The organism is Plantactinospora sp. WMMB782, assembly GCF_049179135.1.
GTDB lineage: Bacteria > Actinomycetota > Actinomycetes > Mycobacteriales > Micromonosporaceae > Plantactinospora.
Genome location: NZ_JBMHMC010000007.1, coordinates 2,753,410 through 2,779,859 on the forward strand (window position 1 = coordinate 2,753,410; position 26,450 = coordinate 2,779,859).

Annotated in this window: 24 protein-coding genes; 18 read left to right on the forward strand and 6 right to left on the reverse strand. The window is 68.1% G+C overall.

Going from position 1 to position 26,450, the window contains the following annotated elements; all coding sequences use genetic code 11:
- Positions 1–661 precede the first annotated feature (661 nt).
- Positions 662–1,330 (forward strand): DUF3800 domain-containing protein, encoded by a 669-nt coding sequence (locus tag ACN28A_RS14695; protein ID WP_421395765.1) that lies wholly within the window; start codon positions 662–664, stop codon positions 1,328–1,330.
- A gap of 221 nt (positions 1,331–1,551) precedes the next feature.
- Here the strand turns inward: ACN28A_RS14695 and ACN28A_RS14700 are convergent, their stop codons facing one another.
- On the reverse strand, positions 1,552–2,883 hold the full coding sequence (locus ACN28A_RS14700) for a tyrosine-type recombinase/integrase (RefSeq protein ID WP_421395767.1): 1,332 nt from the start codon (positions 2,881–2,883) through the stop codon (positions 1,552–1,554).
- Between the two features lie 266 nt (positions 2,884–3,149).
- Positions 3,150–3,761 (reverse strand): hypothetical protein, encoded by a 612-nt coding sequence (locus ACN28A_RS14705; protein WP_421395768.1) that lies wholly within the window; start codon positions 3,759–3,761, stop codon positions 3,150–3,152.
- A gap of 625 nt (positions 3,762–4,386) precedes the next feature.
- On the opposite strand from ACN28A_RS14705, the gene ACN28A_RS14710 reads away from it, so the two are divergent.
- Positions 4,387–4,710 (forward strand): hypothetical protein, encoded by a 324-nt coding sequence (locus ACN28A_RS14710; protein WP_421395769.1) that lies wholly within the window; start codon positions 4,387–4,389, stop codon positions 4,708–4,710.
- 944 nt (positions 4,711–5,654) lie between these two features.
- Here ACN28A_RS14710 and ACN28A_RS14715 read toward each other — a convergent pair.
- The gene (locus ACN28A_RS14715; protein WP_421395771.1) at positions 5,655–5,828 is read right to left on the reverse strand and encodes a hypothetical protein; all 174 of its coding nucleotides are present in this window, start codon (positions 5,826–5,828) and stop codon (positions 5,655–5,657) included.
- 706 nt (positions 5,829–6,534) lie between these two features.
- Here ACN28A_RS14715 and ACN28A_RS14720 point away from each other — a divergent pair.
- Entirely contained in the window at positions 6,535–7,644 is a 1,110-nt protein-coding gene (locus ACN28A_RS14720; protein ID WP_421395773.1) for a hypothetical protein, read from the forward strand.
- A 264-nt stretch (positions 7,645–7,908) separates the two neighbouring features.
- On the opposite strand, the gene ACN28A_RS14725 is transcribed toward ACN28A_RS14720, so the two are convergent.
- Entirely contained in the window at positions 7,909–8,370 is a 462-nt protein-coding gene (locus ACN28A_RS14725; RefSeq protein WP_421395774.1) for a hypothetical protein, read from the reverse strand.
- A gap of 521 nt (positions 8,371–8,891) precedes the next feature.
- Positions 8,892–9,545: an HNH endonuclease family protein gene (locus ACN28A_RS14730; RefSeq protein WP_421395776.1), complete on the reverse strand. Its 654-nt coding sequence runs from the start codon at positions 9,543–9,545 to the stop codon at positions 8,892–8,894.
- A gap of 356 nt (positions 9,546–9,901) precedes the next feature.
- Between ACN28A_RS14730 and ACN28A_RS14735 the strand changes: the two genes are divergently transcribed.
- The 8 genes from ACN28A_RS14735 to ACN28A_RS14770 all read left to right on the forward strand — a co-directional run bounded on the left by ACN28A_RS14735 (position 9,902) and on the right by ACN28A_RS14770 (position 16,292).
- Positions 9,902–10,363, forward strand: coding sequence for a WXG100 family type VII secretion target (locus tag ACN28A_RS14735; protein ID WP_421395777.1), 462 nt, complete (start codon positions 9,902–9,904; stop codon positions 10,361–10,363).
- Positions 10,363–11,223: a hypothetical protein gene (locus ACN28A_RS14740; protein WP_421395779.1), complete on the forward strand. Its 861-nt coding sequence runs from the start codon at positions 10,363–10,365 to the stop codon at positions 11,221–11,223. The genes ACN28A_RS14735 and ACN28A_RS14740 overlap by 1 nt, the downstream gene beginning before the upstream one ends.
- Complete coding sequence (locus ACN28A_RS14745; protein ID WP_421395781.1) at positions 11,216–12,364, forward strand: hypothetical protein; 1,149 nt, start codon at positions 11,216–11,218, stop codon at positions 12,362–12,364. The genes ACN28A_RS14740 and ACN28A_RS14745 overlap by 8 nt, the downstream gene beginning before the upstream one ends.
- Positions 12,365–12,443: 79 nt before the next feature.
- A complete protein-coding gene (locus ACN28A_RS14750) occupies positions 12,444–13,562 on the forward strand; it encodes an IS630 family transposase (protein WP_421404390.1) in 1,119 nt (372 codons plus the stop codon).
- 391 nt (positions 13,563–13,953) lie between these two features.
- Positions 13,954–14,109 (forward strand): hypothetical protein, encoded by a 156-nt coding sequence (locus tag ACN28A_RS14755; protein WP_421395783.1) that lies wholly within the window; start codon positions 13,954–13,956, stop codon positions 14,107–14,109.
- Positions 14,110–14,135: 26 nt separating this feature from the next.
- Complete coding sequence (locus tag ACN28A_RS14760; protein WP_421395785.1) at positions 14,136–14,579, forward strand: hypothetical protein; 444 nt, start codon at positions 14,136–14,138, stop codon at positions 14,577–14,579.
- A gap of 56 nt (positions 14,580–14,635) precedes the next feature.
- On the forward strand, positions 14,636–14,785 hold the full coding sequence (locus tag ACN28A_RS14765) for a hypothetical protein (RefSeq protein ID WP_421395786.1): 150 nt from the start codon (positions 14,636–14,638) through the stop codon (positions 14,783–14,785).
- Between the two features lie 382 nt (positions 14,786–15,167).
- Positions 15,168–16,292 carry a hypothetical protein gene (locus ACN28A_RS14770; RefSeq protein WP_421395788.1) on the forward strand — a complete coding sequence of 375 codons (1,125 nt, stop codon included), beginning with the start codon at positions 15,168–15,170 and terminating at the stop codon, positions 16,290–16,292.
- A gap of 5 nt (positions 16,293–16,297) precedes the next feature.
- Here ACN28A_RS14770 and ACN28A_RS14775 read toward each other — a convergent pair whose 3' ends face one another.
- The gene (locus tag ACN28A_RS14775) at positions 16,298–16,852 is read right to left on the reverse strand and encodes a hypothetical protein (RefSeq protein ID WP_421395789.1); all 555 of its coding nucleotides are present in this window, start codon (positions 16,850–16,852) and stop codon (positions 16,298–16,300) included.
- Between the two features lie 710 nt (positions 16,853–17,562).
- Here ACN28A_RS14775 and ACN28A_RS14780 point away from each other — a divergent pair.
- The 7 genes from ACN28A_RS14780 to ACN28A_RS14810 all read left to right on the forward strand — a co-directional run bounded on the left by ACN28A_RS14780 (position 17,563) and on the right by ACN28A_RS14810 (position 26,447).
- The gene (locus ACN28A_RS14780; protein ID WP_421395791.1) at positions 17,563–18,336 is read left to right on the forward strand and encodes a hypothetical protein; all 774 of its coding nucleotides are present in this window, start codon (positions 17,563–17,565) and stop codon (positions 18,334–18,336) included.
- The gene (locus tag ACN28A_RS14785) at positions 18,333–19,058 is read left to right on the forward strand and encodes a GNAT family N-acetyltransferase (RefSeq protein WP_421395792.1); all 726 of its coding nucleotides are present in this window, start codon (positions 18,333–18,335) and stop codon (positions 19,056–19,058) included. Before ACN28A_RS14780 ends, ACN28A_RS14785 begins: the two co-directional genes overlap by 4 nt.
- A gap of 80 nt (positions 19,059–19,138) precedes the next feature.
- Complete coding sequence (locus ACN28A_RS14790) at positions 19,139–19,696, forward strand: abortive infection family protein (RefSeq protein ID WP_421395794.1); 558 nt, start codon at positions 19,139–19,141, stop codon at positions 19,694–19,696.
- A gap of 226 nt (positions 19,697–19,922) precedes the next feature.
- Positions 19,923–20,864 carry an ABC-three component system protein gene (locus tag ACN28A_RS14795; protein ID WP_421395796.1) on the forward strand — a complete coding sequence of 314 codons (942 nt, stop codon included), beginning with the start codon at positions 19,923–19,925 and terminating at the stop codon, positions 20,862–20,864.
- Positions 20,864–21,133, forward strand: coding sequence for an ABC-three component system middle component 6 (locus ACN28A_RS14800; protein ID WP_421395798.1), 270 nt, complete (start codon positions 20,864–20,866; stop codon positions 21,131–21,133). Before ACN28A_RS14795 ends, ACN28A_RS14800 begins: the two co-directional genes overlap by 1 nt.
- The gene (locus tag ACN28A_RS14805) at positions 21,108–22,850 is read left to right on the forward strand and encodes an ABC-three component system protein (protein ID WP_421395799.1); all 1,743 of its coding nucleotides are present in this window, start codon (positions 21,108–21,110) and stop codon (positions 22,848–22,850) included. Before ACN28A_RS14800 ends, ACN28A_RS14805 begins: the two co-directional genes overlap by 26 nt.
- Before the next feature lie 483 nt (positions 22,851–23,333).
- Entirely contained in the window at positions 23,334–26,447 is a 3,114-nt protein-coding gene (locus ACN28A_RS14810) for a hypothetical protein (RefSeq protein WP_421395801.1), read from the forward strand.
- The last annotated feature ends 3 nt before the right edge of the window (positions 26,448–26,450 follow it).

Genomic DNA, 26,450 nt, shown 5'->3' on the forward strand with positions numbered 1-26,450 from the left:
AGGTTTCCCGGCTCGGCCCGAATGGGTTCAGGCGAGCGGGGTGGGGTCGCCCGCTGTCACGGGTGGCCCCTTGAGTCCGGCGTTCGGCGGCGGGACCGTCTAGAGTTCCGCCGCCGGGCGGCGGACGAGCGGGTGTCGCCTGGCTTCGTATCTTTCGTCCACAGTGTCGGGACTCTACTTTCCGCGCCCGAGTCGTCGCTAGAGGTAAGTCTCACGTTCTGATCTCGATTGCTTACGGAACGACGTCGGTTTGGTGTTGCGGCCCGCCGATGTGCTCCTCCTTGGACGCCCGGGACGGCACATGATGCTGCGGCCGTGTCCCCGGCGAGGTGCCATCTCGTCGGCGGACGCGGGCTGCGCACAGGAACGCCTCCGGTGTCGGAACCACCGCTCCGACCCCGTCCACGCGGCGTTACCTGCGGGAACGGCCGGTCGCCTACCACATCAGCGGCAGGTGCGGCCCGTTCTCCACAGCAGGGCGGGTTATCCACAGGCGTGCCGCACGGACATGCCTTCCACCGGGACGAGCGGGCAGTCTCGGACCGGCAACGGCTCTCCTGCCGTGCTCGCCAGCCCGATCAGGCTACGGGTGGTGAGGGGAGGGTGACTTGTTGCGCACTACAATCGACCCCTGCCCACGCCGTCGTACCGGAGCCCGCCCGTGACCCGTCGTTACCTGTTCTCCGATGAGAGCGGCGACCTCACCTTCAGCCGCAAGCCGAACGTCTCGACGTACTTCGCCGTGGCCACCCTCGTCATCGACGAGCCGCACCTGCGGACACTGCGCGCCACCCTCGGCGCGCTCCGCGACGACCTGGCCTTCCGTAACCACGGCCTCGACTCGTACTTCCACGCCACCAACGACTCCTACGAAATCCGCCGGACCGTCTACACCGCGTTGTCGGACCTCGACTTCCAGGTCGACGTCACCCTGCTGGAGAAGGCGAAGGCCCAGCCGCACATCCGGGCGAGCGCGGCGAGGTTCTTCCAGTACGCGTGGTTCTACCACCTGAAATGGGTCGCCCCCCGGGTCTTCTCGCCCGATGACGAGGCGCTCATCGTGGCGGCCGAACTCGGCACGAGGCAGACCCGCAAGGCGTTCCGGCAGGGCATCGAGGACGTCATGACCCAGTGCATCAACTTCCGGGTCAAGCGCAGCCTCGCGTTCTGGCCGTGCTCCAGCGACGTCGCACTCCAAGCCGCCGACTACTGCCTCTGGGCGGTCACCCGACGGTGGGAGCGGGGCGACGACACCTACTACAAGCTGATCGAGTCGAAGATCCGCTACGAGTACGACCTGTGGGCCAAGGGGGACCACTACCACTACTGACGGCGTCGTCCCACCAGACACGAACCCCCGCCCAACTAGGCTCTCGCCAGAGCCCAGGGGCTCTTTCGTCGGACGGGGTCGCGTCACCTCCCATGCTACCGGCCAGCGGCCTCCACTTGAACCATCCGTCACGACCTGTGTTGTCGATCTAGCCGTATGTGACGGTGTGGTGGCGGGTGGATGGCCAGCCCAGCTCACGGGATGGTGTGTCATCTACCGGGTCACGCCGTCTCGCCCTGGTCCCGGCGCTGACGGCGCGACGGGCCGCCCCGGCCCGGACCGAGATTGTCCGGCCGGTCCGACGACTTGCCGCGCGACGGTGGCCGACGCTCCGCGTTGTCCCTGACCGGACCGCCGCGTCCGTTTCGCGGCGGCGTTTCGGTGCGGGTCTTGGCGCCCGGGCCGCGTCGCTGGCGCCGCTGGCTGAGGGTGTTGGCGGCGTCCATCACCAGCCGTGCGGTCGCCTCGGCCGTCTTCCGCTGGGCATCGGGCAGCACCGCCGTGTAGACGTCGGCGGTGAACCGAATACTCGCGTGCCCGAGCTGGTCCTGGACCATCTTCAGGTCGGCACCGGCGGCGCGGGCCAGGGTCGCGGCGCCGTGTCGCAGGTCGTGCAGCCGGATGGGTGGCAGCCCGGCCCGGTCGACGAGCAGCCGCAGACGCTGGGTGAGATAGCCGGGATGCAGCGGCATCCCGTCCGGGCCGGTGAACACGTAGCCGCTGTCGTGGCAGACCTTGCCGGCCCCGGTCCGCGTCTCCCGGTGGGTCCGCTGCCGATGGGCGTGCTGACGCAACACCGCCACGGTGTGCTTGTCCAGGGCGATGATCCGGCGGCTGGCCGCGGACTTCGGCGGCCCCTCGTACACCTCGTAGCCGGCGGTGGTCCGCTGCCGTACCACCGACAACTCCCGTCCCCGCAGGTCGATCTCCGCCCACCGCAGCCCGGCGGCCTCGCCGCGCCGCAGCCCGCGCAGGGCGATCAGCCACCACAGCGCGTACAGGCCGTCGTTGCGGACGGAGTGCAGGAACTCTGCCAGCTGCTCGGGCGTCCACACCGTCACCACCGGGCGCGCCCCGGACGACTGCCATTCGGCGACGCGGCCGTCGGTCCACACCCGGGCCGGCACCCGGTCGGGGTTCGGCAACTCCACCCCCCGCGCCGGGTTGTCCCTGATCAGCCCGTCCCGAACCGCGACGCCCAACGCCGCCCGCAGTGTGCTTCGCACATGCTGCAGGGTGCACGGCGTCTGCGGCTGACCGAGCCGGTTGCGAGTCAGCGCGATCTGGGTGAACGCCGCGTTGAGCTGCCGGATGCTCAGGTCACCCAGGACGAGCGCGCCCAGATGCGGAATCAGGAACCGCTCCACGTCCCGGGTGTAGTGCATCCTCGTCGTCGGCCGGATCCTGGTCCTGACCGACAGCCAGTACCGCAGCCACCGGGCCACCGTCCACGACCGGCCGGCCTGCTCCTCCTGCGACAGCGCCAGCAACTCGTCCCGCGCCCGCTGCGCCGCGGCGGCAGACTCGAAGCCGCCCCGCCGCACCCGCTCCATCCTGCCCAACACATTGCGGACCGAACAGTGGAAGTACCAACTGCCGTGGTCCCGCCGACTCAGCCGGGGACAGGAGGTGCCCAGCGGCCGCCTCGTCGCCGGATCCAGACAACCGCACCGCCTGGCGATCACACCCTGGTTCTTCATGGCTTTCCCTCTCATGGGGTGGTTGCTGTTCACACCATGCGTCCGGAGCCCTCTCTCGAGACGTCCACTTACGATGGAATAAACCCTCTCCTGAGTCTCTGGTAAAAAACACCCTTTCATCACGTCTCGTCCTGGCTGTGGACGCCGGTTCCGCCGAGGTGATCGGCAGGCCGGGGCGGCTGGTCGCCGGACTGCGGTCCGGTCCGGCCGTCGGCCTCCCGTACAGGTGGGGGCGGCTTCTCGCCGTCGGTACCGCGAGCAATGGGGGGCGAGGCGGTGACCGGCGGTCCGGCGGTGCGGGCGGTGCCCACGGGTGTCGCGACGGTACCGGCCCCCTCCGGGGCGGGGGCGGACCTGCGTCCCTTACCGGAAAGACCGGTTGCGATACAGATCGCGGCGACCGCGCCGGTGGCCGTCGCGGTGGCGGCCAGCGTTGCGCCGGAACCCAGGAACAAGCCGAAGATGATCGCCGGCGGTACTATCACGCCGGTTCGTGGAACCATCCGGGTCAGCAATTCCGTCGGCAGAAGATCCTGCGCGCCACGCCATCTCCACAACATCCTGAACGACATTTGACATTCGAAACCTTCACCTTCGTCTTCATCCTCATCGTGAGGCCTACCTTGGATGTCGCCGGCGTGTCCCCTGGCGGTGGGCTGGCTATCCGGATTCGACGCATCAGTCAGATCAACATGATCCGACGGTTCCGGTGGGAGGGGACGATCGATCACGCCATTACCCTTCTACGAGGCCCCGAGGGCTAGTCCCTCACGACCGCCTCGGCAAGATCGCTGTGTGTGTCTGCCGCATCACGGACCATACAGCCGCCGGTCAGCGAGGCTGCATCAGGCGGGTCCGTCGGCGAGTTTCTGGGTGAAGCAGGCAAATCGGTCGAGTGCTGACGTAGCCTGACGGGATATCTCGATATCGCCGATAAAGACATGAAATGAGTGGTAGATGGCGAGTGAACGCGAATGAGACTCCGAGTAGACCCGCATGAATCTAATGTCGACCCGGCCCATGAGTATTAAACGCCGGGCTGTGTCAAATCTCCGCCGAGGCAATCGCACAAACTGTCCGTCGATTCAGTCCGCGCCCGACGAAAAGTCATGTTGCTGACAGTGTCAGCCGACAGACACGGATTAACCTCCTGCGGGCCATCACAACGAATGCCGCGACCACCCATACAGCCACAATCATCGCTCCCGCGACGCCGCCCCGCGTCGCCGAGATTACATACGGCCACCACGTGCCGGAAGGGAACATCGTGATCAAACCGGGAACCGTGCACCCGCGACCAGAAACCGCACTGGCCCGTGGGACCACATCCCGGACGCGACGCGAAAGGCCCCGCCCATGACAGACGACCGCACCGACGCCGCCACCGGACTGACCCCACCACCCGCGATCCCCGCCAGCCGCGACCAACCCGCCGACCCACCGAACCCAGACCCCGCCGCCGACGCCGGACGCGGCCTGGTCCGGATGACCTTCAACCTCACCCCACGCGGCGCCGACGCCCTCGACAGCGCCTGTGCGAGAACCAAAGACACAAAAACCGACACCATCAACCGGGCCCTCGTCGTGTACAACGTCATACTCGGCCTCATCGAACGCGGCGGCGGGCAACTCAGCTTCCAGCGCCAAGACGGCAACTTCGAAACCGTGCACCTCCTCTGAGCCCGCGCCCAAACCGCACCCGGGCCGAGGGACCCACCCACGCCCGCTGACCCCGGCCGCGCAGTCCGTACGACGACCGCGAACGAGCCCGACTTCTGCTCTCCCGCCTCGCCTACCCGACCGTGACGCCCTGCCTCCCACCAACCTCCGTGCCAAGACCACCGGCCAGACCGGCCAGCGTGACTCGCACGTCGAGCACCGTGCCCTCCGACCAGAAGACAGCTACGAAGACGACCCTCCACCTCGCGCACCGCGCAGACGCCGACAAAGACGAAATCACGGGGGATGTTCCTCATTGCCATCACCATCCGAGCCCGCCTTCGACCGGGCGCGCCGCCAACAAGCTCCCCAACATCGACTGACCGACCTACCCCGACGACCACAAGGACGAGTTCGGAGCCGGGCCACAGCCGAACGCCTGACAGACCACAGGGACACACCCGGCTCACAGGCGACACCAACGACGCCAGACAGGCGACCCGGAGGCCTCGACCCCCACCATGGCGAGGCAGGGAGGGTGGTAAAGCCCTTCGCTGATGACAGCCAGGTCGGGGAGTGCCGAGGACGACACCCATGACCACGGACCCCGGCACCCGAAGCGACCCCCACCCCAGACCTGCCGGCTCCCGGGATTCCGCCTTGCGGTCGTGGTGGGGATACCCCGCGCCCGCCGGAGGCGCCCCACTGCCGGCTATTGGCACGGACCCTGTCCAGAGCCACTGCGGGCTCGGCCGGGACCACAGATAGTGGGACGCCCGCGACGAACCCGGTCCCGCACTGCTGTTGACCTTCGAAATGGGGCCCGTCGCCTCGACGCCGAACTTCCAACTCCGCTGCGCGGTCGCGGAACGACCGCGCCCTCGTGCCCTACTCCACGACACTGTCAAAGCTGCCCACGCGCCTCCGGCAAGGCATCGTCAATCGGCGCGGACGCGGCCCGACTGCTACAGATCGGGACGCAGCAGGTCCCGGCCGTCCCAGCGCCGATGGATCGTCAGCCAGGCCGTGGTGCCGTCGCGTCGCTGCACGGCCTCCGTCGTCGCTCCGCATCGGCAACCGACGGTGGCGTGCCGCGGCACCTCGCCGGTCGGGATCACGTGCGGATCATCAACGTCCACCTAATCGAGGGTAGAGCCGTTCAGTTCCACTCCCACAACAGGCCTTGACGGTGCCGAAACATCGACGGATCGACCTCGGGAGCCAGACCGCACGATGCTGACGCGGGCGATCTGGCCAGCGAGTTCGCGCGGCGAGACGATCCAGGCCGACCACCGGCCGTTGATGTACCAGCGCGGTGGCGAGCAGCGCCACCGCCATTGCGGTAGGAGGTTTGTCGGTGCGGCAACGCCACGGACGGTCCCTGTCGATGCGAGACATAAGGGCCCCATTCGGGGCCGCGCGTTCGGCGACCCCACAAGGCCAGCGAGTTGGTGTCTCGTTTCATGTCACCGACGCTGAAGCGGCGACGGCGACCCGGTCGAGGAAGATCGGCATCAGGGGACGTCGTGCGGCGTCGGCCGCCCGCGTTGCCGAGCCCCGGTGCGCGGGTCCTCCCGGCGTGGCGTGTCGGTGTGGCTCCGGCGCAGAGACAGGTACGGCTGAGGCACAAAGCCGCAGCGGGGTCAGCCGGCCTTCCGCTGACCGGCTGTATGACGTCCACGAGACTGGCCGACGACTCCGGGCAGTAACGCTGTGACGATCATCCATCCACAGAGGCTTTCTCGGCTTCTGCTTCTGCCGATGGGCGTGCATTTCGTTGACCGCATCGGCACACAGCGACGCCCGGCGTGGAATCCGAGTCCCCCCGTGGCGCGAGGGTCTCTCATGGGTGACAAGACTGCCGAGGTCCACCACCGAGGCCGACTCGGCTGGCGGGGACAGGCCGCGTCTGCGCTGCTCGGCGTAACGGTCGGTGTGGGCATCAACCAGGCCAGCGACCTCGGTCCCCGTGTGCTGGCCATTACAGCCGCCGGGACTGCGGTGGTGATGGTGACCAACTGGCTGCGCGGGCTGCCGCCGCGGGCCCCGGTGGTCCTCTACAGCATTCCGATCTTGCTGTGCTTGGCAGCCACCAGCGTGCTGCTAACGCTAATCCTTTCGGGTGCGTGGGCAGGCGTCGCGATCCTGACCTCCGTCGGGTTCATGGCTGGCGCGATTCTGCTGGCCTCTGCCGTGGACGTTGCGGTACAGATACTGACCGCAGCGGCGTCGCTCGGGCTCGGTACCGCAGTCGTGGCCGGAGCGCTGGCCACGCTACAGCCAACGTGGGGAAGCATTGCGTTCAGTTGCTACATCAGCTTCTTCGGGCTATTGCTGATGTTGGCGGGGCTGCGCATCCTTCGAGGCCGCGGAACCATGAGGGGCACTCAAATCGTCGGCATCGGTGTGATCGGCCTTGGAGGGGCTATTGCTGGCCTGCTGCATGGCGCCGACGTGCTGTTCGCGTTGATTGTGATCACCAATGGGGTCGTCCTAGTGCTGGACGATTCCGACCTTGACCAGCACGTACCGACCATCACGACGGTGGCGATACCGTTGCGCGAGTATGCCGGTATCACCTGGAGCACCGTGGGCCTGGTGAGCGTCGGCGGCGGCGTGTGGGCGCTGCTGCATGGCCATCATCTCGACGGTTGGGCAGCCATTATGGCCGGCGTGGCAGGGATCGGGGCAGCGGTGGCGATCCTGAAACGGACCGACCTCGCAGAAGGGGTTGGCGCCATCGCATTAGGTGTGGTTACTGTGGTCGGAGGGTTGCTGGCCCTGTCGCGACACACAGAAGTTCCGCGCAACGCCAGCCTCGTCTTGACTGTTGCCGTTGTGGGCACCGGCCTCGGCACTGTCGCTGGCGGCGCATCGTTGCTCCAGCGGGCAGGTCTTCTCCATCGCGTCAACGCATCGTGGCGGCATCTGACCGGGGACCTCGGTGGGAACTGATGGCTACGGCTGTCGCGACGGTCATTCATATGTCGCTGCCGGTGTTGCACGGGAAACGACCTACGCACTTGCTCCGTTCGGACGCGATCACGTGCCCCGAGCTCGAAACTCCGTGGCCCGCTTGCACCTCCGCCTACATCCGAATCTGCCGGGGACCGTGCCCTACGGACCGTGACCGGTTACCCGGTGCCGCAACGTCCGGTCATGCCGAGTTGAGTGCGCTCGATCATGCCGATGGTAGTGCGCCCGGGATGCGGCATGCGATCAGTACAGTGGACGAAAGTCCGGTCCGTCGGCGGTGGTCACCGCCTCCCAACCAAAGGCGGCCAATGTAATATCCTTCCGGGCACCAAAATCCTTCAACAGCGTGGAGGTCGGGCCATCCGGAAGGCCATCCGCGACTATCGCGAACACCGTCTCCGGAGATGCTCCTAACTGCTGCGTCACTGTCCACGGCAACGCCAGACCCACCATCACGTCTCGGTCGTCATCGTGTTGTAGGCATCGGGCGAGTCCCGTCGCCAGCAAGGAACGGCGTACCACATCGATAGAGTTTTCCCTTAACGCAATAGTGGAGAGGCGGACGCCGAGGCGTCCAAGGGCGAGCGAGGCGGAGGGATCAAGGGAGTCGAGGAAGCTCTGATCGACGCGCTGCGGTGCCCGTGCCAGGATCGCCCGGGCAACCCAGTCGTGGTCGCCTGGAATTCTTTCCAAGTTGGCCTTCACACGTAGAGGGTGGCACGGCCGGGCGAGCCCAATAACCTCCATGGCGTGGAGTCCTGTCGATCATGCCGAGCAAGGTCCGAACATCCGCTCATGCCGCCGTCCGGGCGCGCATGCGCCTGCAGGGGGTAACCGAGCGTAGCAGGACAGAGTATTCCGCCTGGGTGACGAAGATGAACTCGGCCGTCCATCCTGGGCACCGTCGTCACGTGGATCTTTGTACGTAACCGCGGACCTACCTATGTACGCGGACATGGCGTGAAGAGGCGGCGGACCGGCGTTTGCGGAGATGACTGCGGCCCGCCGCTGGCCGGAACCCTACCGCCCCCGCTCCGTGTGCTCGGGTTACCGATGCCTCGCTGTCATGTGGTCAGGCGCCCGCAGGCGCCGGGCCTGCGATTGGTCGGCGCCAGTCAGGGGGGAGAGAGAACCTCGGTGGTGATGCCCGGGTGTTGTCGTGGACGTGCTCGGAGCGGCCTATCCCTGACGGCCTGTCCGCCGGTGGGTTGCCTGCGAGGGTGTCGTCAGAAGGCGTGGGTGACGGTGACGGTGACGTTGGAGCACGAGTTGGCGTAGCTGGTCAGGGCGTTCTTCTCGGCGGTGTCGACGGTGAGCCGCCATCGGGTTTTGACTGCGGTCCATTCGGCGATGTAGCGGCAGCGTTCCAGGGGCGGCATCCAGCTGGTCGGGTCTTGGTCGCCTTTGCTCTGGTTGACGTTGTCGGTGACGGCGGCCAGGGATCGGGTGTCGGTGAGGTCGTTGGCGTAGGACTGGCGGCGGGTGGTGGTCCAGGTGCGGGCGCCGGAGTCCCATGCCTCGGCGAGGGCGACGACGTGGTCGATGTCGACGTCTGCCGGTGCGGTCCAGTGGGCGCCGTCGTAGTACGAGTACCACCGGCCGCCGGAGAGGGTGCAGCCGGAGCCGATGGTCGGGCGGGTGACGGCTTCGGCGATGAGGACTTCGTAGCGGCTGTTGCAACCGTCGCTGTCGGCGTCGGTCCAGTGGGGGAACAGGTCGCGGTTGTAGCCGGTCCGGATCTCGGTCGCGACGGGCAGGTTCGCGATCATTGTGCGTAGTGGTTGGGAGACGGTCGCGGCCTGGGCCGGGCTGGCCAGGCCGAGCACGGCCAGGGTGCCGGTGGCGAGCAGGCCAGCGGCCCAGCGGAGGGTACGACTCATCGCGACTCCATCCAGATCAGCAGACATCGGTGCCTACACCAGATATAGACAGACGCGGCTGGCTGCGGCACATCCCAGTTGGTTAATACCAGGCGTCGACCCCGTGACACCGCAGCGCGCAGTCTCCTCGCACCGTCGTCAACCGCTATCCGCTATTCCTATCTCGCTAGCCGCCAGGGCCCCGAGTGTCGCTGGCGTCGATGCGTCACCCTTGGGTTCGGGGTTGCGGGCAGTGAACACAATGGGGCACCCTGTGACTTCCGCTTGGACGGACAGCGATGGCTTGTGGGCTCTGTGCGTACACCGAGCTCGCCTGGGGATGGCGGCGATGGCTGAGGGGGCAGCGGGTGTTGGGGATGTACGGGGATCCGGACGAGCTGGACCGGCTCGCCAGCCGGCTACGGACCCGGGCTGGTGAGGTTCGGGAGCAGGCCGCTGATCACGAGCGGCGCGGCCAGACGGCACAGTGGGTTTCGGTGTCGGCGCAGTCCTACCGGAACCGGATCACGCAGGATCGGGCCCGGGCGGATCGGGTCGCGGACGACCTGGACCGGGTCGCCGACACGATGGTCGCCCACGCCCAGGAGATCCGGGAACTGCTCGCGCTGATCGCCCGGATCGAGGACCAGGTCACCGGCTGGTTCGAAACCGCAGCCCAGCGGCTGCGGGAGTATGCGCCGCTGGCGGGCGGACCGCTGCTGAAGGCCGCCGTCGAGGCGCCGTGGGCCGCCTGGCCGTTCCAGCCCGGGAACCTGCCCGCCTCCGGAGACCGGAAGTGGCTCGAGGTCGGCGAGTTCATGCGCGGCAAGGGACTCTGATGGACGCCGCACCCGCCGTGCTGCCGGCACACCGGCTGCTGCTGTCCGCCCCGGAATGGGCCTTGCTCGCACACGCCACCGGGCTGCGCCCACCACCCGGGTTCGAACCCGCCGACCCACCACCGGAACCGCTGCCGGCAACCGCCTCCGGGCTGGCCGACCGGGGCGTGGTGACGGCCGACCCCGACAACCCGACCGGGTACCGGCCGGTCGTACCGGTGGCGGCGAACCTGGCTACCCTCGCCGCCGCCCGGGCGATCGTGCAGCTGGAGGTGTCCGTCGGGGACCGGGGGACACGAGCGGTGCTCGCGGTCGCCGGCAACGCGGGCAGCAGCCTGATCGCCCTGGGTGAGGGTGGTGTGGAGTTGTCGATGTTCGAGTCGGTGACCCTAGGTGCGGAGCTGGTCCGTGCGGTGCCGGCGGCAGCCGAACTCGCCGGCCCGCAGTCGGCGCTGCTCGACCAGGCCCTCGGCGGTAGCGGTACCGATCGGGGTCTGGCGGGGCGGTTGCCGCTGGCGGCGTTGGCCGAGTACGGCCCGGCGGGGGAGTTGGCCGGGTCGGCGGGGCGGCAGCATGTGGTGTCGGCACTCGGCCTGACCGTAGCCCAGACGCGGCTGGCCGAGCGGGTGAACAGCTCTACCACCGGGGTGCTGCGGGCGGTGGTGACCGGCCGGGTCGGTGACGGGGTGGGGTTGGGCCAGGTGGTGTGGCTGGCCACCGACGACGGCTGGGTCGGCCTGCGACCGGACCCGGACGCCTCGGGACAGCGGACGGTGGTGCTGGAGCCGGCCCGTCGGGAGGACATCGGGGTGTGGTTGGCCCCGTATCTGGCGCGGATACTGGAGGACACAGGTGAGTGACCCGCAGCTTCAGGTCAGCGGCGGCGCCGGCGGGACGAACGCCCGCTACGCCGACATCGGCGTGCTCGCCCAGCACAGCGACGACCTGGCCGGTGATCTCGCGGCGATCAGCGCGCAGGGGCACGGGATGCTGGTCGACCCGGACCTGCTGGCCTCGGCGGTCCTGAACCCCGACGGCTTCGCGAAGATCGAGGCCGGCCTGCTCCGCGCGTTGGACGGCCCGGACGGGCTGACCGCCCTGTCCCTCGACTTCGGCCACCGGGCGATCGCGCTGCGGACCGTCGTCGCCTCCTACCAGGCGGTCGACGAGGCGCAGGCCCGGACGATCGACTCCCTGCGCTGGAGCCTGGGCTTCGGACTCGGCATCGGCCTACACGGCGCGCTCGCGAACCCGCTGATGACACTGCCGCTCGTATCTACCCTCGGAGCCGCCGGTGCCCTGTTCGGCGACGACGTCGACTGGCAGCAACTGATCACCGACCATCCCGGCCTCATCGACACCCTCGTCGGCATGGGGCCAGGGCTGATCAGCAGCCTGCCCGGCACACCAATGGTCGGAGACGTCCCGGGCGCGGCGAACTTGATCGGTGAGTTCTACGACGACGGCACCTTCGAGGTCACGAAACCCGACCTCAGGGGCCCGGGAGACAACACTGATACCTCACACGACTCGATGCGCTTCCCGCCGGAGGGCTTCGGTGACCTGATCAACGGTCTGGACTACCGCAACCGGGAGTCGAATACGGGCCAGCCGGACCAGATCGACGTCCGTGTGATCACGAACCCGGACGGCAGTAAGGCGTATGTCGTGGACATCCCCGGGACCAAAGCGATGAACATGCCGTGGGATGCGGGGAGCCCGTTCCTCAACGACATGGGCACGAACGTGCGCGTCCTCGGCGGAGACACGACTTCCCGGCAGGACGCGATCGCCACGGCGCTGGACATGGCCGGGGCGAAAGCCACCGACCCGGTCATGCTGGTCGGGCACAGCCAGGGCGGGATGGTAGCCGCCCAGGCCGCCCACGACACCGCGACCGGCGGCTTCCCATACAACGTCACCCATGTCGTCACCGCCGGTTCCCCGATCGGGAACACCGAGATACCGCCAGGTGTGCAGGTCCTGTCGCTAGTGCTGTGACCACGAACGTTGGCCGGGTCCGGTGACACGCCGAACCCTGGTCCATGGGGTGAGGCTCGATGGGGTCGAGGCTGTGTGGGTGGCAGAACCCGTTCGAGTACGCCGATTAAGTGATCAAGAAGGCCAGAAGCTGCAACGCCTGGTGCGTCGCGGTACCGGCTCGGTTGTCCGGCTGCGGCGGGCGATGGTTGTGCTCGCCTCGGCCGGAGGGAACACCGTGCCGGCGATCGCCCGCCTCGTGCAGGCCGACGAGGACTCCGTGCGGCAGGTGATCCACCGGTTCAACGAGCAGGGGATGCCCAGCCTGGACCCTCAGTGGGCGGGTGGCCGTCCCCGCCAGATCAGTCCTGACGATGAGACCTTCATCGTCGCGACGGCCAACACCCGCCCGATGAAGCTCGGGCAACCGTTCACCAGGTGGAGCATCCGCAAACTCGCCGAGTACCTCGCCGGCAACCCGGACCGCATCGTCATGGTGGGCCGTGAACGTCTGCGGCAGTACCTGCGCAAACACGAGATTACGTTCCAGCGGACAAAGACGTGGAAGGAGTCCAACGACCCGCAACGAGAGACAAAGCTGACCCGTATCGAGCACGTCACCACCCAGTTCCCGGACCGGGTGTTCGCGTTCGATGAGTTCGGACCACTCGCGGTCCGTCCGCAGACCGGAAGCGGATGGCACCCGAAAGGCCGGCCGCACCGACTGCCGGCGAACTACCACAAGCTGCACGGAGTCCGGCAGTTTCACGGCTGCTACTCCGTCGGCGACGACACCCTCTGGGGTGTCATCCGCCACCGCAAGTCCGCGACGAACACCCTGACCGCGCTCAAGTCGATCCGCGCCGCACGACCGGACGGGGCACCGATTTACATCATCCTGGACAACCTGTCCGCGCACAAAGGCCCAGTGATCAGGGCCTGGGCGGCCCGGAACAAGGTCGAACTGTGCTTCACCCCGACCTACGCCTCCTGGGCCAATCCCATCGAGGCCCACTTCGGGCCGTTACGCACCTTCGTCATCGCCGGCTCCGACCACCCCAACCACGTCGCTCTCGGCCGGCACCTACATGCCTACCTGCGGTGGCGCAACGCGAACGCCCGCCACCCGGACGTCCTCGCCGCTCAACGCCGCGAACGCGCACGCGTCCGCAGCGAACGCCAACGACGCTGGGGCCAGACCGCCTACCGGGCAGCCTGAAACAGGCCCTGCTCGGCCCCTACCGGCACGTCCAGCCAGCATGCCAGGTAACCCGACCGTCGCCTCGATCCACACATAACCGCTCACCCACGGGGTCAATCCAATAGGACTGCCCAACCTCAACGAAAACGGGCTCTCGCAGGTGGAACCACCGACCCACACGGCTAACCAGCAGCAGCCGCTCGGCCATCGTCCGCTGAATCATCCACACCTCCGCATCAACCCATCGAGCTAACCATGCCAGACGACACACACGCCGCCCCGGCCAACGTTTGTGGTCACAGCACTAGAGAACGCGAACGACATAGTTCCGCACCTCGACGCTACCGACAACGCCGACCGGCCCAACCGGACAACGGTCACGTTCGAGGGCCAATACGGCTCGGTAGGAATGAACCACGGCACCGGGTCGGCGTACCTGCCGGCCGCCGAGGCCCTCGACCGCAGCACGGACCCCTCTGTCCAGGCATACCGGGACAGCGCGGGGGCGTTCCTGAACGGCGAAAGTGTGGAATCCAAGGTCTACGACATGCACAGGGTCCTGTGAAGCGTCGGGTGACGAGGAGAGTACGAGTGCGGCAGGCAGCACCGCGACCGGTGAGGCGGATCATCGTGGCCATCGTGGCCGTGCTGACCGTGGTGGCTACAAGCTCCGGCTGCAACGTCAACGACTCCCCCGAGGAGCGCGAGGACTCCAACGCCGTGGCCGCGCAGATTCAGGAAACATTGGCGCAACGGCCAGAGGTGGTCGAGGTCAAGGTCACCTATCAGAACAACATCAGCGCCTCCGCGGTGGCGGGCGTGACGATCACCGTCAAGGCGGGTAGCGACATGGAGCCGGTGATCGAGGAAGCGGTCCGTCTGCTCTGGCTCAGCACGCTGCACCCGCTGGGCGTGATCCGTATCGGAGCCAACGAGGTCGAGGCCAAGCAACGAGGCATCGACCGCACCATCAATCCCACCGGCGCTGACAAGGCCGCGCTGGAGCAAAAGTACGGACCCCGACCCCCGGAGTAGGAGCACCCGCCGAAGCCGGTCAGAGGGCGGCGAAACTGTGAGGCGCTACCTGCCTCTTGAGCAGCGACCTCGCCTTCATGGTGGGTTTGGCGGTGGGAGTTCGGGCCGCCTGCGTGTCGGAACTGGCATTTTCGAAGCAGCGCGAGCATCTCGGTCAGACGGACGGGCGGGGGCAGGATTTCGTTGTCGATGGCCAGCTCCGCTGACCAGCTCAAGTGGATACGCACCATTAAGGCTCGTACGCGCCCGATGGTGTCGTGACCTTAGCTGAGGATCTCGCCAGTGAGGCCGAGGACGTTCAGGACTGCGTCATCGTTCACGAGCTGCCGCACCTGCGGTACCACCGAATCTGGTCACCAGTGGTGACCTGCCTCGCAATCGACACTGGTCTCGAAACACAGGCGAGGCCCGTGCCGAGCGGGTGCGAGCCCGTGGCCGATACTCTGGGTACCTTCCGGAGGTCGACCGCTCGCCGCATCGGCCACCGGGTCTGCTCGGGCCGCACTGCCTGCGTCGGCGGGGATCGTCCGACCGCAATATGGGCTGTTAGCGGTTTAAGGGTGCCGCAGGTATCGGGAGGCAGCGCGAGTGGTGCGGAGCAACGCTTCTCGCGGCTTCAGACTGGGTTTGGCTGCGGGAGCGCTCGTCGGCTATGTCGTCAGTCGCCGCGGGTACGGCATGGTCCAGAGCGTCTTGCCGAACGCCGCCCCGGCGGGTGCGAGCGAGAACGCCGGCGATGGTACGGGCGGAACATCCTCCGACCCCGGAGCACCCGGGTCGCCCGGGCAGCCGGCTGGTCGGCTGCCCGGCCCGGCCGCGGTCCGCAAGCTGCGCGACGTCGACGACCAGGACCGGCCCGTCGCGAAGCGGCAGATGGTGGCCCTGGTGGTCTTGCTCGTGCTGGCGGGTACTGCGAGCGCGTTCGGATACAACCGGATCAGCTACCAGGCCCCACCGCTTCGGGACAACGCCGACAGCCCTGCCTACGAGCTGACCCTGGGGGCCACGATCGATTCGATGAAGTTCGAGATCAACGATCTGTTCACGACCATCCAGTTCGCGGTCTCCGGATGGGGCGGCGAATCCAGCGTGGCCCTCCGCTCGAACGACGGAGACAAAGCGGAGATTCTGGAGGCTAAGGCGCAGGCCGCCAACGGGGAATCGATCCAGGCCAGCGGCTGGCGCACGGTCACCAGCGAGGACGGCTACCTCGAACTCGTCCCGCAGATGAACTCGCCGCCGTCGTCGATCACCCTGACCCTCAGCAACGGCAGCCTGACCCGTTCAGGCCAATACCAGTTCCTGCGAACCAAACGGATCGACATCAATGGGTCGGACGGCTCGACCGAAACGGCCGAGGGCCTCGTGCTAGTCAACTCCGGCTCCTACACCGTCGAACGCCTCGCGACTGGAGGCGTGAGCCGTCCAGGCGAAACGGAGGGCACCACCACCCGGTACGCGGTGAACACCACCCAGATCCGCGGAACCTGGGACAGCGTTCTCCCCGTACCGGCGGTCTCCATCGACATGGTCGACGTCGAACGGCAACGCGGCCGGGATCCACTCCTGCTCGCCCTCGGCGCGGGCCTCGGGTTCGCCGGCGGCCTACTGATCGAAATTGTGCTCACCGCCGCTCACCTCATCACGTCGAGGAGGCGGACCAACCCACCGGCCGGGTCGGAACATGACTACCCATCAGGCCGCGGCGAGTAGCTGGCTCACCTTACCGCGCAGATGTCCCCGGCCCCGACCTGCGTGATCGTATCGGCATCGGTCAGCCCCGTCGTGAAGCCCATCAGCACAGGCCAGCCATCCCGTTCCTCCGCAATGTAGAACTCCGGCCCGAGACTGTTTTCCTCCAACATGAACCGCGCCCCGTAGGCCTGCCGTGCCTTCCCAACACTGTCACCCAACCGCAGACCCTCGACGGTCGCCGCCCCCTGCACATCTTTCCCCACCGGAGTGATCGGGTCGGCCGGCCTCGGCCCGATCAAATAACCCCTCAACCCGTCCGCGCTGAAGACCAGAAACACCCCGTCCCAGTTCAGGAACTTCGACACCACATGGCTGTCGCACCCCGCCTCCCGCAGCTCGGGCGGACCCCACCTGGCACGGACCCGGCCAGAGACCGACTCGATCGAGTCACCAAACTTCGCCAACCCGATGCCGTCCTTACTCAACACCAACGACGTCGAACCGGTCGCCTCCCCATTACCCGCCGAGGACCCGGAACACGCCGCAGCCGCCAACACCGCGACCACGAACACCGCCATGACCGTCCACCGGACGGACCCACGAACATCACCGCACACCTGGTCTCCCGAACATGTCTGCTGTTGCCGGCGTAGACCTCCGCACCCGGGCGCACCGTGGCCAACCGGCTCCAGACCCCTCAGGGCCCGCAGGCAGTTACCGAGACGCCGCAACTCTTCACCAGCGTCCCGCCCAACGGGCGAGCTCATCGCAACTGCCAACCGAATCCGACAAAACTCCCGCTACTTAAAGGCATACGGTTGCCGACGGCCCCACTGCCATCAACCAGTAGCCGTGCAGTCACACCGCGACCCTGCCCGAAAACAGAACCCGCCGCAACCGGCCACCCAGCTTCCGGAGGGCTTCACCACTGGCTCGTTGAGCCGCTTGCGCATGTTCCAGCGCGACGCTGCCGGCGCGGGCTACACCGGTGGATTAGTCGCTGACCTCGCGACCGGCGAGAAACTCCAGCAGCGATCCGATGTTGGGACGGTCGGCACATGCTGGAGCGGCCGGCGAGAGCTCCTCGCCATCATCGCATTGCGACGGTACGGTGACAGGTCGTAGGTGCCGCCTGGGGAGGAAGTGCCACGTGGTCGGTCGAAGCACCAGACGTCAGCGGCGCGAGCCCGTCCGGCGTCCCATCCCACCGTCGCGGCTGACTGCCCTGCCTCGCCGAGAAAAGCCAGACCCAGACGACCCGCGCCTGCCTCGCTTCGAGAGCACCGGAATGGCAGCTGCCCTGGTCAAGTGCCCGGTCGAGGTGGTGCCGCTGTTCGCCGCGCTCGCGGTCGTACATCAGGAGATGAGCGGCGGCAGACCCAACAGCTGCCTGCCGGTCTGCTACCAGATCGCCGCCGGCCTCGGCCACCTCGGGTTCGACGTCGAGATGATGGCCGCGTACGCGGAGGTAACCCGGGGCGAGATCCGCCACGCCAACCTGGGGGTACGAGGTCCCGCCGTCGTCCGACCGGACTGGACGACCAACGGCCACAGCGTGCTGTGGGCGGCGACGTTCAATCGCCTGGTCGACCCGACGGTGGTCCAGCACCCCGAACTGCTGCGCGTGGCCCCCCAAGACCACCAAAAGGGCAGCGCCCCGCTGGTCATCCACCTCGACGGCGGCCGCGAGCAGCTACTGCAGGGCGCTGTCGGGGTGGTCCGAGGTCCGTTCGTCATCGCGTACCTGGCCCAGCCGCAACACACCGCGACGTTCGACCCCTGGATTACCGAGTTCCGTGCGGCCCTGGACTACGGCGCTCTCGGCCTCGCCCACACAACTCTGGACCTCATCACCGCTGCGGGGAAACTGCGAGACCTCGACGCCCTGCCGGACCGCTACCCCTCGCTGGGCGCTCTGCTCACCGGTGACGAGCGGCTGCCGTCGCTGCCTGACGACCCACCCGCCTCATGGGCACGCCTCGTGGGCGAAGCCGCAGACCGCAGCGCTCCAGTCGACCAGAAGAGCACCGTTGCGCTGGCTGAGGAGGCCGAGGCCGGATGACGAGAAAGAAGGCAGCGCGGGTGCCGCCGGTGACCGCCGACCGGCTGCTGCGTGGTTGGTCCGGACCGGGCGGGACCCGCATCCGGTTAGCAGCGCCCGGTGATTCGGCCGGCGTGGCGGAACTGCTCGTGTTGGTCGACGGCATGGGCCTCGACCCGGCCGTCGAGCAGGGCATCGACGCCGGCACGGTCGCCTCGACGCTGCTGATCGGCCTGCGCCAGGGCACCTCGGAGATGCTGCGCCCAATCGCCGAGGCCGCAGCCGCCGGCCGACCCGACGAGGCCATGTCCGGGCTGGTGCTGGTGTTGGTCGCCGAAGGAAGCGACGGGCGGTTGCAGGGCGTGCTGCAGGCAGTCCCGCCGGGCAACGTCCTGTCCGAGGCCCACACCGCCGGCGTACCGCTGCCCCTCGCCCTGGTCGCCGCCACGAAGACCGCGAAGATCCAAGGGTTGGCCGTCGCTGAACACGCCCGCGGCCAGGGCCTCGGTGAGACTCTGCTGCGCCGCGCGGTGCGGGTCTACTTTCAGCTGGGCTGGCTGCTGACCTACGGTCAGTTCCCGGCCGCATCCGGCCTCGAGGACTACTACACGCGGCAGGGCTTCACCGTGCTGCCCGTCGGCGAGGGCATCGACCTGGACCGGATCAGCGTGCCAGTGGTGATCCACCACGAGCCGGGCGAGCGGCTGTTCACCCGGTGGCGACCGGTCGGGATGCCGGCGTAGTAAAGGTCGGTCCCGCCGTCCAGACGTCGACCTGGCGTGTTTTGCCGCTTCTGGCGGACTTAATTCTCGCCCGCCGGTGAATGACGGCGAGCCCTCGATCAGCGAATCCAGGGCTCCACCCGACGGTGCCGGCGATCGGGCCTACCTCCGCTCCCGCGGTCGCTGACCGCCCTGCGGGACCCGGCGATGATCCTGGACTCGTTCGAACGGATCAACAGGGCACTTCCGACCGACCCGGCGCGGGCCAACGGCTCCGCGAAAGAGTTGATCGAGGCAACGGCGAAGACGGTGCTGGAAGAACTGGCGTGCCGTTCGAGGACAAGACGGCCAAGCTGCCACAGCTCATCGACAGAGCACAACGCGAGCTGGGACTGCACCCACAGACCGCTGCACCGGGCCCAGACGGGAGCCAGGCCGTCAAGCGCATCCTCGGTGGGCTGTCCGGTATCGCTTGGCCTCGGCAACCTACGCAACGAGGGCTGGGGCACGGCCACGCCGCCCGCCGTACCGGGCTTTGTCCCCGGCACGGCTACCTTGTGGTCGGCGCGGCACACACCTGGTGCCAAGTCATCCTCGACACGCTCGCCGATCCGTCCGGACCCTGGCACATGCACACCGCTGCCGCGACCGCAGGTTGAGTTATCACTGACTACGACGAGCAGTATCGGTGGGGCCGTGGACGGCCAGCGCTGTGGACAAGTCTTTCTTCGACGTCGTCAGTTTCGAGGACCTGGCGCTTCGGCCACACGCAGGGGCGGGGGGAACGGTCGGCCGGTGCTCCCTCGGTCATTGGTACCTTTCTCGTCCGCTGCTGACTGGTTACCTTGGGTACGGCAGTACATCCACATAGGTAACGGAGGGCTGGTGCTCAGCTTCGAGGAGCAGAGTTTCGTCCGAGCCATGCTCCGCCGGCTCCTCGAAGAACGCTTCGGCAATGCGTTCGAACGGTTCTTCCAGAACCTGATGTGCGCCCGCTATGCCGACTTCATCGACGTCAGGACCCACGGCAACCTCGGCGACATCGGAGCGGACGGGTTGAGCCTGCATGACGGCAAGCTCTACGCGTGCTACGCGCCCGAAGTGCCGGACGTGAAGGCCGTCCGGACAAAGTTCTCCGATGATCTCAAAAAGGCGATCGCGAAGCGGGGAGACCACTTCGACACCTTTGTGTTCGTGCACAACGACCTGCGCGGCGTCCACCCGGAGCTGTCCATCCTCTTGAGCGAGGCACGCACCGCGCACCCGAGCCTGCGGTTCGAGCAGCGGGGCCCGCAGCACCTGCACCGGGAGCTGTGCCGGCTGGAGCGCGACGAGGTTCAGGAACTGCTTGGCTGTGAGATTCCGGTGTCGGAGCGTGTGTACCGGATCGGGCTGGAGGACCTGGATCCCCTCCTCAGGCACCTGGTCGCGCAGCGGCGTCAGGCGACGTCCCAGGCACCCGCCCGTGAGGTTCCGCCTGAAAAGCTCGCCTACAACCGCCTTGCCGTCGAGGACCGTGACGAGATCATCTCGGCCATGCGGTACACCCCGTTGGTGGACGAGTACTACCAGCAGCGCCAGGACGTCACCGAGCGCGACGAGGTCGCGCAGGGCTTCAACGCCTACTACCAGCAGGTCAAGGCCGACTACGACGACCCGGGGGACGTGTTGTGGAAGCTGCAGGAGTACGTCGCCGGCAACGCACGCGGCCGACGCGATCACGAGCGGGCCGTGGTGGTGGTCCTGGCGTACTTCTTCGAGACCTGCGACATCTTCGAAGAGCCGCCCACCAACTGGCGGACGCCGGCCCTACAGGGAACGGCCTGATGATCGCGCCGACGAAGGGCATCGCACCGCAGCGGGCGCTGTTGGTCGTCGGGGCGCAGATCTTGCGGATCCTCGACCAACCGATGACGATCAGCCAGACGTGGACGAGGCTGCGGGAGTGGCGGACCGCCAACGGGCACCACGCGCCCGTACCGTTCTGGTGGTTCGTCCTATCCCTGGATGTCCTGTTCGCACTGGGAACGCTGGAGCTGGAGCGGGAACTGCTCACGAGGAGGCAGGCGGATGTTGCGTCAGCTCGGAGCCGATGACCCTCGGTTCCGGACGCTGACCTTCCATCCTGGGCTCAACATCCTCGTCGCCGACATCACCCCCGGCTCGCGGGATACCGACAGCCGCAACGGTGCCGGCAAGTCCAGCATGATCGAACTACTGCACTTCCTCCTCGGGGAACGGGCAGACAGTTCCACCCTCGCCGCACGTCCGGAGCTACGCGGCATCGAGTTCACCCTGTCGCTCGACTGGCCGCAGCTCACCACACCGCTGCAGGTCAAACGCACTGGATCGCGCCCCGGCTGGGTACACCTCGACCCGCTGCCGCCAGCCACCGACCGCGGCCAACTCGAACTGAACACCGGTCACCTCCGCCTCGCGGAGTGGCAGCGCCTCATCGAACGCGACCTCTTCAGCCTGCCCGACGAGCACGCCGGGATCAGCGGCCGAAGCCTGGTGTCCTTCCTCATCCGTCGGGCCAGCTCCAACGGCTACAACACGGCGGTGCGTAGTCACGGACGGCAGTCCGACGCCGACGCGACCACTAACCTCGCCTACCTCTTCGGCCTCGACTGGCATCTCGCCGACCGCTACCGGCTGCTCAAAGCGCGAGACACCGCACGGACCCAGATGCAGAAGGCCGCCCAGGACCCGCTGCTGGGCCGAATCATCGGCAAGGTCGCCGACCTGCGCAGCGAAATCGCTCTAGCTGAGCGGCGGGTCCGCGACCTGGAACGCCAGGTCTCCGAGTTCCGCGTCGTTCCGCAGTACGAGCATCTCCGCGAGCAGGCAGACAGGCTTGACCAGCAGATACGACAGCTACGCGCTCGCGACGTCGTGGATCGGCGCAATCTCCAAGACCTGGAACACGCGCTGCAGGAGACGATCGACCCCGACGTCAGCTACCTGGAGCCGGTGTATGCCGAGCTCGGCGTGTTACTCAATGACCAGGTGCGGCGACGGTTCGACGAGGTCCAAGCCTTCCACGAGTCCGTCGTGCGGAACCGGCGCCGCTACCTCGACGAGGAAGCCGCAGCTATCCGACAACGCCTCGCTCAGAGCGAGTCTGACCGTCAACAGCTAGGCGACCAACTTGCTGCCACGTTCCGTACCCTGCAGGAAGGTGGCGCACTAGAAGCGTTGACCACACTCCAACAGGTCCTCGCGCAGCAGCAGGCGCTCCTGTCCGCCCTGCGCCACCGCTACGAGGCCGCCCAGGCCCTCGAAGCGACAAAACGAGAAATCACCCAGGCGCGCCTGACGCTGCAGCAGGAGATGGACCGCGACATCGAGGACCGGCGGGGTTTCATCGATGAGGCAACAGTGATGTTCTCCGAGTTCGCCCGACGCCTTTATGGCCCCGGCCGCACCGCCCACCTCAAGTTCGAGGCCGGCGACAAGAGCCTGCGCATCGACCCGCACATCGACAGCGACAACAGCGCCGGCATCAGCAGCATGGTCATCTTCTGCTTCGACCTCACCCTCAACGTCCTCGCAACCCGGGCAAACCGCGCCCCCGGCATCCTCGTCCACGACAGCCACCTCTTCGACGGCGTCGACGACCGCCAACTAGCTGCGGCCCTGTCACTGGCCGCAGAGGTCACAGGCCGCGAAGGTCTCCAGTACATCGTCAGCCTGAACTCAGACGATCTCGACAAAGCCCGCCGCCGGGGCTTCGATGCCGACAAGTTCCTACTGTCCCAGCGACTCACCGACCGATACGACGACGGCGGCCTCTTCGGCTTCCGGTTCTGACCAGTGCATTGGCTTGCCGTTGCGGAGCAGCCTGTGGGAGCCAGCTCGCCCCGGCAGGGGTGTAGGCGTCCGTGTGCTGCTGGCCGCTGCCCGCCCCGTTGCCCCTGCGCCGCTGTGGAGTCTTTTCGATGGGTGTAGGTCATGCCTGTCACCGGCACCCAACTGGGTGCCGGTCTGCTGGTGTTTCCCGTCTCGTGCTGGCTGTCCCGCCCGACGTGCGGGCAGGGGTCCTGCTTGATGAGGACCCCCAACCGGACGGACCGCCGGGCCTGACAGCCCAGCTCAGCACCGTTCTGTCAGAGAGCGCCGCTGCTGCGACTGATCCCTTTCTGGGGATCTCCGGTGGGGTGCTGCGGCTATACGCCGGCCGTGGCGTGGATGCCGGCCACCCGAGGTGTAGATGATGGCCTTCATCCCCCGATCATCACCCCCGGGGAATTCCGCCGCGGCCACGCCAACCCGCGCCTGGGACAATCGGATCCGATGATCAGCAACAGCTCCGGCGTACAGGTCGGCGACGGCAACACTCAGCACAACCACTACTACGGGCTTGCCACGCCCGGCGTGTCGCTGACGGAGTGGTGGAACGACACATGGTTGCCGTTCACCGACCCTCCCCTCGGCGCGGAGATCGTGCTGGCCGGGCGCCAGGAGCAGGCCGCCGCCCTGCGCGCCGCGCTCGACACCGGCCCGGCCGTCGTCGAGGTCGGGGGCGAGCTGGGCGCGCTGGAGCTGAAGGCGTTCATCTCGGCGGCCCTGAACGGCACGCCGCTGGGTGATCGCACGCTGCTGATCGACGATCAGGCGCCCCTCCGCGCCCACCTGGCGGCGCAGGAGCCGCGGATCCTGGCCGTGCCGACCAGCCTGCCGCTGAACGAGATCCCACTCCGGCGCCCGCACACCATCCTGGTGTACGGCAAGCTCGTGCCGAACCCGGCCGTAGAGGTGCTCGCGCTCGACGAGGAGGAGGTCGCGAGGCACCTGTCCGTCCCGATCGAGCCGGACCGGGCCCGGTCCCTCGGCGTCCTGGCCCGGCGTGGGCTGGGCCAGCTGTGGCGGGCCCTGGCCAAACACCGCTCGCTCGCGATCCCGCCCTGGGCCCGGTCTGCCGATGTCCGCCTCCGGCGGCTGGCGCTGCTGGGCGGCTGGCACGGCGATCACGACGGCGATCGGGCGATCGTCAGTGAGTTCACCGGGGTGGATAACGCCGAGATGGCCGAGATCTGCGCTCAGGCGGCCGCGGACCCGGACACGGCGATGCTCGGGCACCTGGGTCAGCGGTGGTACGTGCAGGCGCCCGAGGACACCATCGTCCTGCTGGCGCCCAGCTTCACCGAGGAGGACCGGGCGGCATTCGCCGGCCTGGCGGTCCGCGTCCTCACCACGCATGGCGGGTCGGTGGCGATCCGGCGCGGCATCGCGGAGTCGCTGGTCGTCCTCGCGGTCCGCGGTGGTTCGGCCGACCTCGTGCACCGGGTGGTGCGCGAGGTTATGAGCCAGGCGAACGTCTCCCTCGCGGACGTGCTGACGTATCTGGCCGAGGCATCCCCCACCGCGTTCCTCGACGCCGTGCGGACCGGCCGCCCTTCCTCCCGGGCGGCCCTGGAGCTCCTCGCCTGGTCAACCGAGCATTTCGGCGGTGCGGTCGAGGCTCTGGCCCGGATGGCCGCAGCCGATCCGGGCAGCGATCAGCCGGACCGGCCGGGCGCCTCGCTCGCCGAGATCTTCGAGGTCACACGGCCCCAGACCAACGCACCCCGGCCGGTGCGGCTGCGCGCCCTGAAGCGGATGCTCCGCGACCAGCCCGAGGTCGCCCGGACGTTGCTGCTCGACCTGCTCCGGTCGGCCCGGCACGGAACCATCGGTACGCTCCACCCGACGCCGCTCCTACGGGACTGGCCGATACCGGGGGCGCCGCCGCCGGCCGAGACCTACGCCGCCTTCCGGGACGTCGCCGGCCTGGCCCTGGACGACCTCGACGACGATCCGGAACGCTTCCTCGCCCTCATCCCGCTGTCCGACAACCTGCCCGACGACCAGCGCTCCGGCTTCGTGGAGCGGCTGATGTCCCTGTCCGATTCGGTCGACGACGAGGAGATGCGGCGGCGTCTGTCCGAGGCGCTCCGCGAACTGATCGCCCTGCACACCGACGTCGGCGACGCGCCGTGGGCGATGTCGGCCGACGAACTCGCGCCGTTCCGGCGGGCCGCCGACGCGCTCGCGCCCTCCCAACCGGCCGACCAGACGTTCTGGCTTTTCGGCGACCGGTGGCCCCAGCCGGAGGGCGTCACGAGGAGACGGTCCAGCGCGGAGTACTTCACCGAGCTGTCCCGGCTGCGGGCCGAGGCGGTGGCGCGGATCCTGGCCTCCGGCGGTCTCGACGCGCTGGTGGCGCTGGCCGACCGGACCGGGAACGGCGACCTGATCGGGGCCGCCCTCGCCCAGTCGCCGTCCACCGAGCACGACGACGTGCTGCTGACCTGGCTGTCCGAGGACCGCCCGACGAGCCGGCCGGACATCGCGTTCGAGTACTTCGCGCTGCGGATCCGGCGCGGCGCCGACTACCTCGACCGCACCTCGGATCCGACTGCGCGGGCGAGGCTGCTGCTGGCGCGGCGCGATCCGGAGAACACCGATCCCGGTCCCGAGGCGGCCGCCGTCTACTGGCGCGAGTTCGGGGTCAACGGCCTCGGCCCGGAGTTCACCGGTGTCGCGAAGGCGGCGGCCGGCCTGATCAGCGTGGGCCGGTTCGCGGCGGCCCTGGATCTGATCGCGATGTACGCCGAACAGGTCGACACGCCCGAGGTCGCCGTCGAGGCGGCCACCGCCTGCGAGGGATTCGTCCGGTCGGCGGAGGAGGACCGCCGGCTTTCCGGATACGACCTGCAGATCGTCGTCGAACTGCTCGAACGTCACCGGGACGCGCTCGGGCCGCATCGGGTGACCGAGATCGAGCTGAACCTCGTCCCGCTCCTGCGCTACGACGCCCGTACGCCGACGATCCATGCCCGCCTCGCCGAGGACCCGGCCTTCTTCGCCGAGCTCATCGAGACCGCCTTCCCCGCCGAGGGCTCCGACGAGACCGTCGACGACCCGGACCAAGTCGCCAGGATCCGCGCCATCTCCCAGGTCCTGCGCTCCTGGCGCCGCTGCCCGGGCACCGGCCCGGACGGGACCATCGACGCCAAGGCCCTCGCGGCCTGGGTCGAGGAGGCAAGACGACGGTTGTCGGCCTCCGGCCGGCTGCGCCGCGCCGACGGGAAGATCGGCGCCGTCCTCGCTTTCGCCGAGCCGGACGAGGACGGCTCGGTGCCACCTCTGGCCGTACGCGAGGTGCTGGAGGACGCCGACAGTGACGCGATGGACAGTGCCCTCTGGAGCGGCCTCTACCAGCGGCGCGGGGTGACGTGGCGTGGTCTGCGGGACGGCGGCGCTCAGGAACGGACGCTGGTCGAGCGTTATCGGGAGTACGAACGTCAGGCGGAGGGATGGCCTCGATCGCAGCGGATCCTCCGGCAACTGGCCGAAACGTACGAGCGGGAGAGCCGCAAGCATGACCACGACGCCGAGGTCTGGCGACGCGGAATCGAGTGGTGACGA

Excerpts from the sequence above, each read along its gene's own strand:
- ACN28A_RS14700 (WP_421395767.1), bottom strand. The coding sequence starts at position 2,883 with ATGGAGCGGGTGCGGCGGGGCGGCTTCGAGTCTGCCGCCGCGGCGCAG.
- ACN28A_RS14710 (WP_421395769.1), top strand. The coding sequence starts at position 4,387 with ATGACAGACGACCGCACCGACGCCGCCACCGGACTGACCCCACCACCC.
- ACN28A_RS14720 (WP_421395773.1), top strand. The coding sequence starts at position 6,535 with ATGGGTGACAAGACTGCCGAGGTCCACCACCGAGGCCGACTCGGCTGG.
- ACN28A_RS14730 (WP_421395776.1), bottom strand. The coding sequence starts at position 9,545 with ATGAGTCGTACCCTCCGCTGGGCCGCTGGCCTGCTCGCCACCGGCACC.
- ACN28A_RS14735 (WP_421395777.1), top strand. The coding sequence starts at position 9,902 with ATGTACGGGGATCCGGACGAGCTGGACCGGCTCGCCAGCCGGCTACGG.
- ACN28A_RS14740 (WP_421395779.1), top strand. The coding sequence starts at position 10,363 with ATGGACGCCGCACCCGCCGTGCTGCCGGCACACCGGCTGCTGCTGTCC.
- ACN28A_RS14755 (WP_421395783.1), top strand. The coding sequence starts at position 13,954 with ATGAACCACGGCACCGGGTCGGCGTACCTGCCGGCCGCCGAGGCCCTC.
- ACN28A_RS14775 (WP_421395789.1), bottom strand. The coding sequence starts at position 16,852 with ATGGCGGTGTTCGTGGTCGCGGTGTTGGCGGCTGCGGCGTGTTCCGGG.
- ACN28A_RS14780 (WP_421395791.1), top strand. The coding sequence starts at position 17,563 with ATGGCAGCTGCCCTGGTCAAGTGCCCGGTCGAGGTGGTGCCGCTGTTC.
- ACN28A_RS14785 (WP_421395792.1), top strand. The coding sequence starts at position 18,333 with ATGACGAGAAAGAAGGCAGCGCGGGTGCCGCCGGTGACCGCCGACCGG.
- ACN28A_RS14790 (WP_421395794.1), top strand. The coding sequence starts at position 19,139 with ATGACGGCGAGCCCTCGATCAGCGAATCCAGGGCTCCACCCGACGGTG.
- ACN28A_RS14800 (WP_421395798.1), top strand. The coding sequence starts at position 20,864 with ATGATCGCGCCGACGAAGGGCATCGCACCGCAGCGGGCGCTGTTGGTC.
- ACN28A_RS14805 (WP_421395799.1), top strand. The coding sequence starts at position 21,108 with ATGTTGCGTCAGCTCGGAGCCGATGACCCTCGGTTCCGGACGCTGACC.
- ACN28A_RS14810 (WP_421395801.1), top strand. The coding sequence starts at position 23,334 with ATGATCAGCAACAGCTCCGGCGTACAGGTCGGCGACGGCAACACTCAG.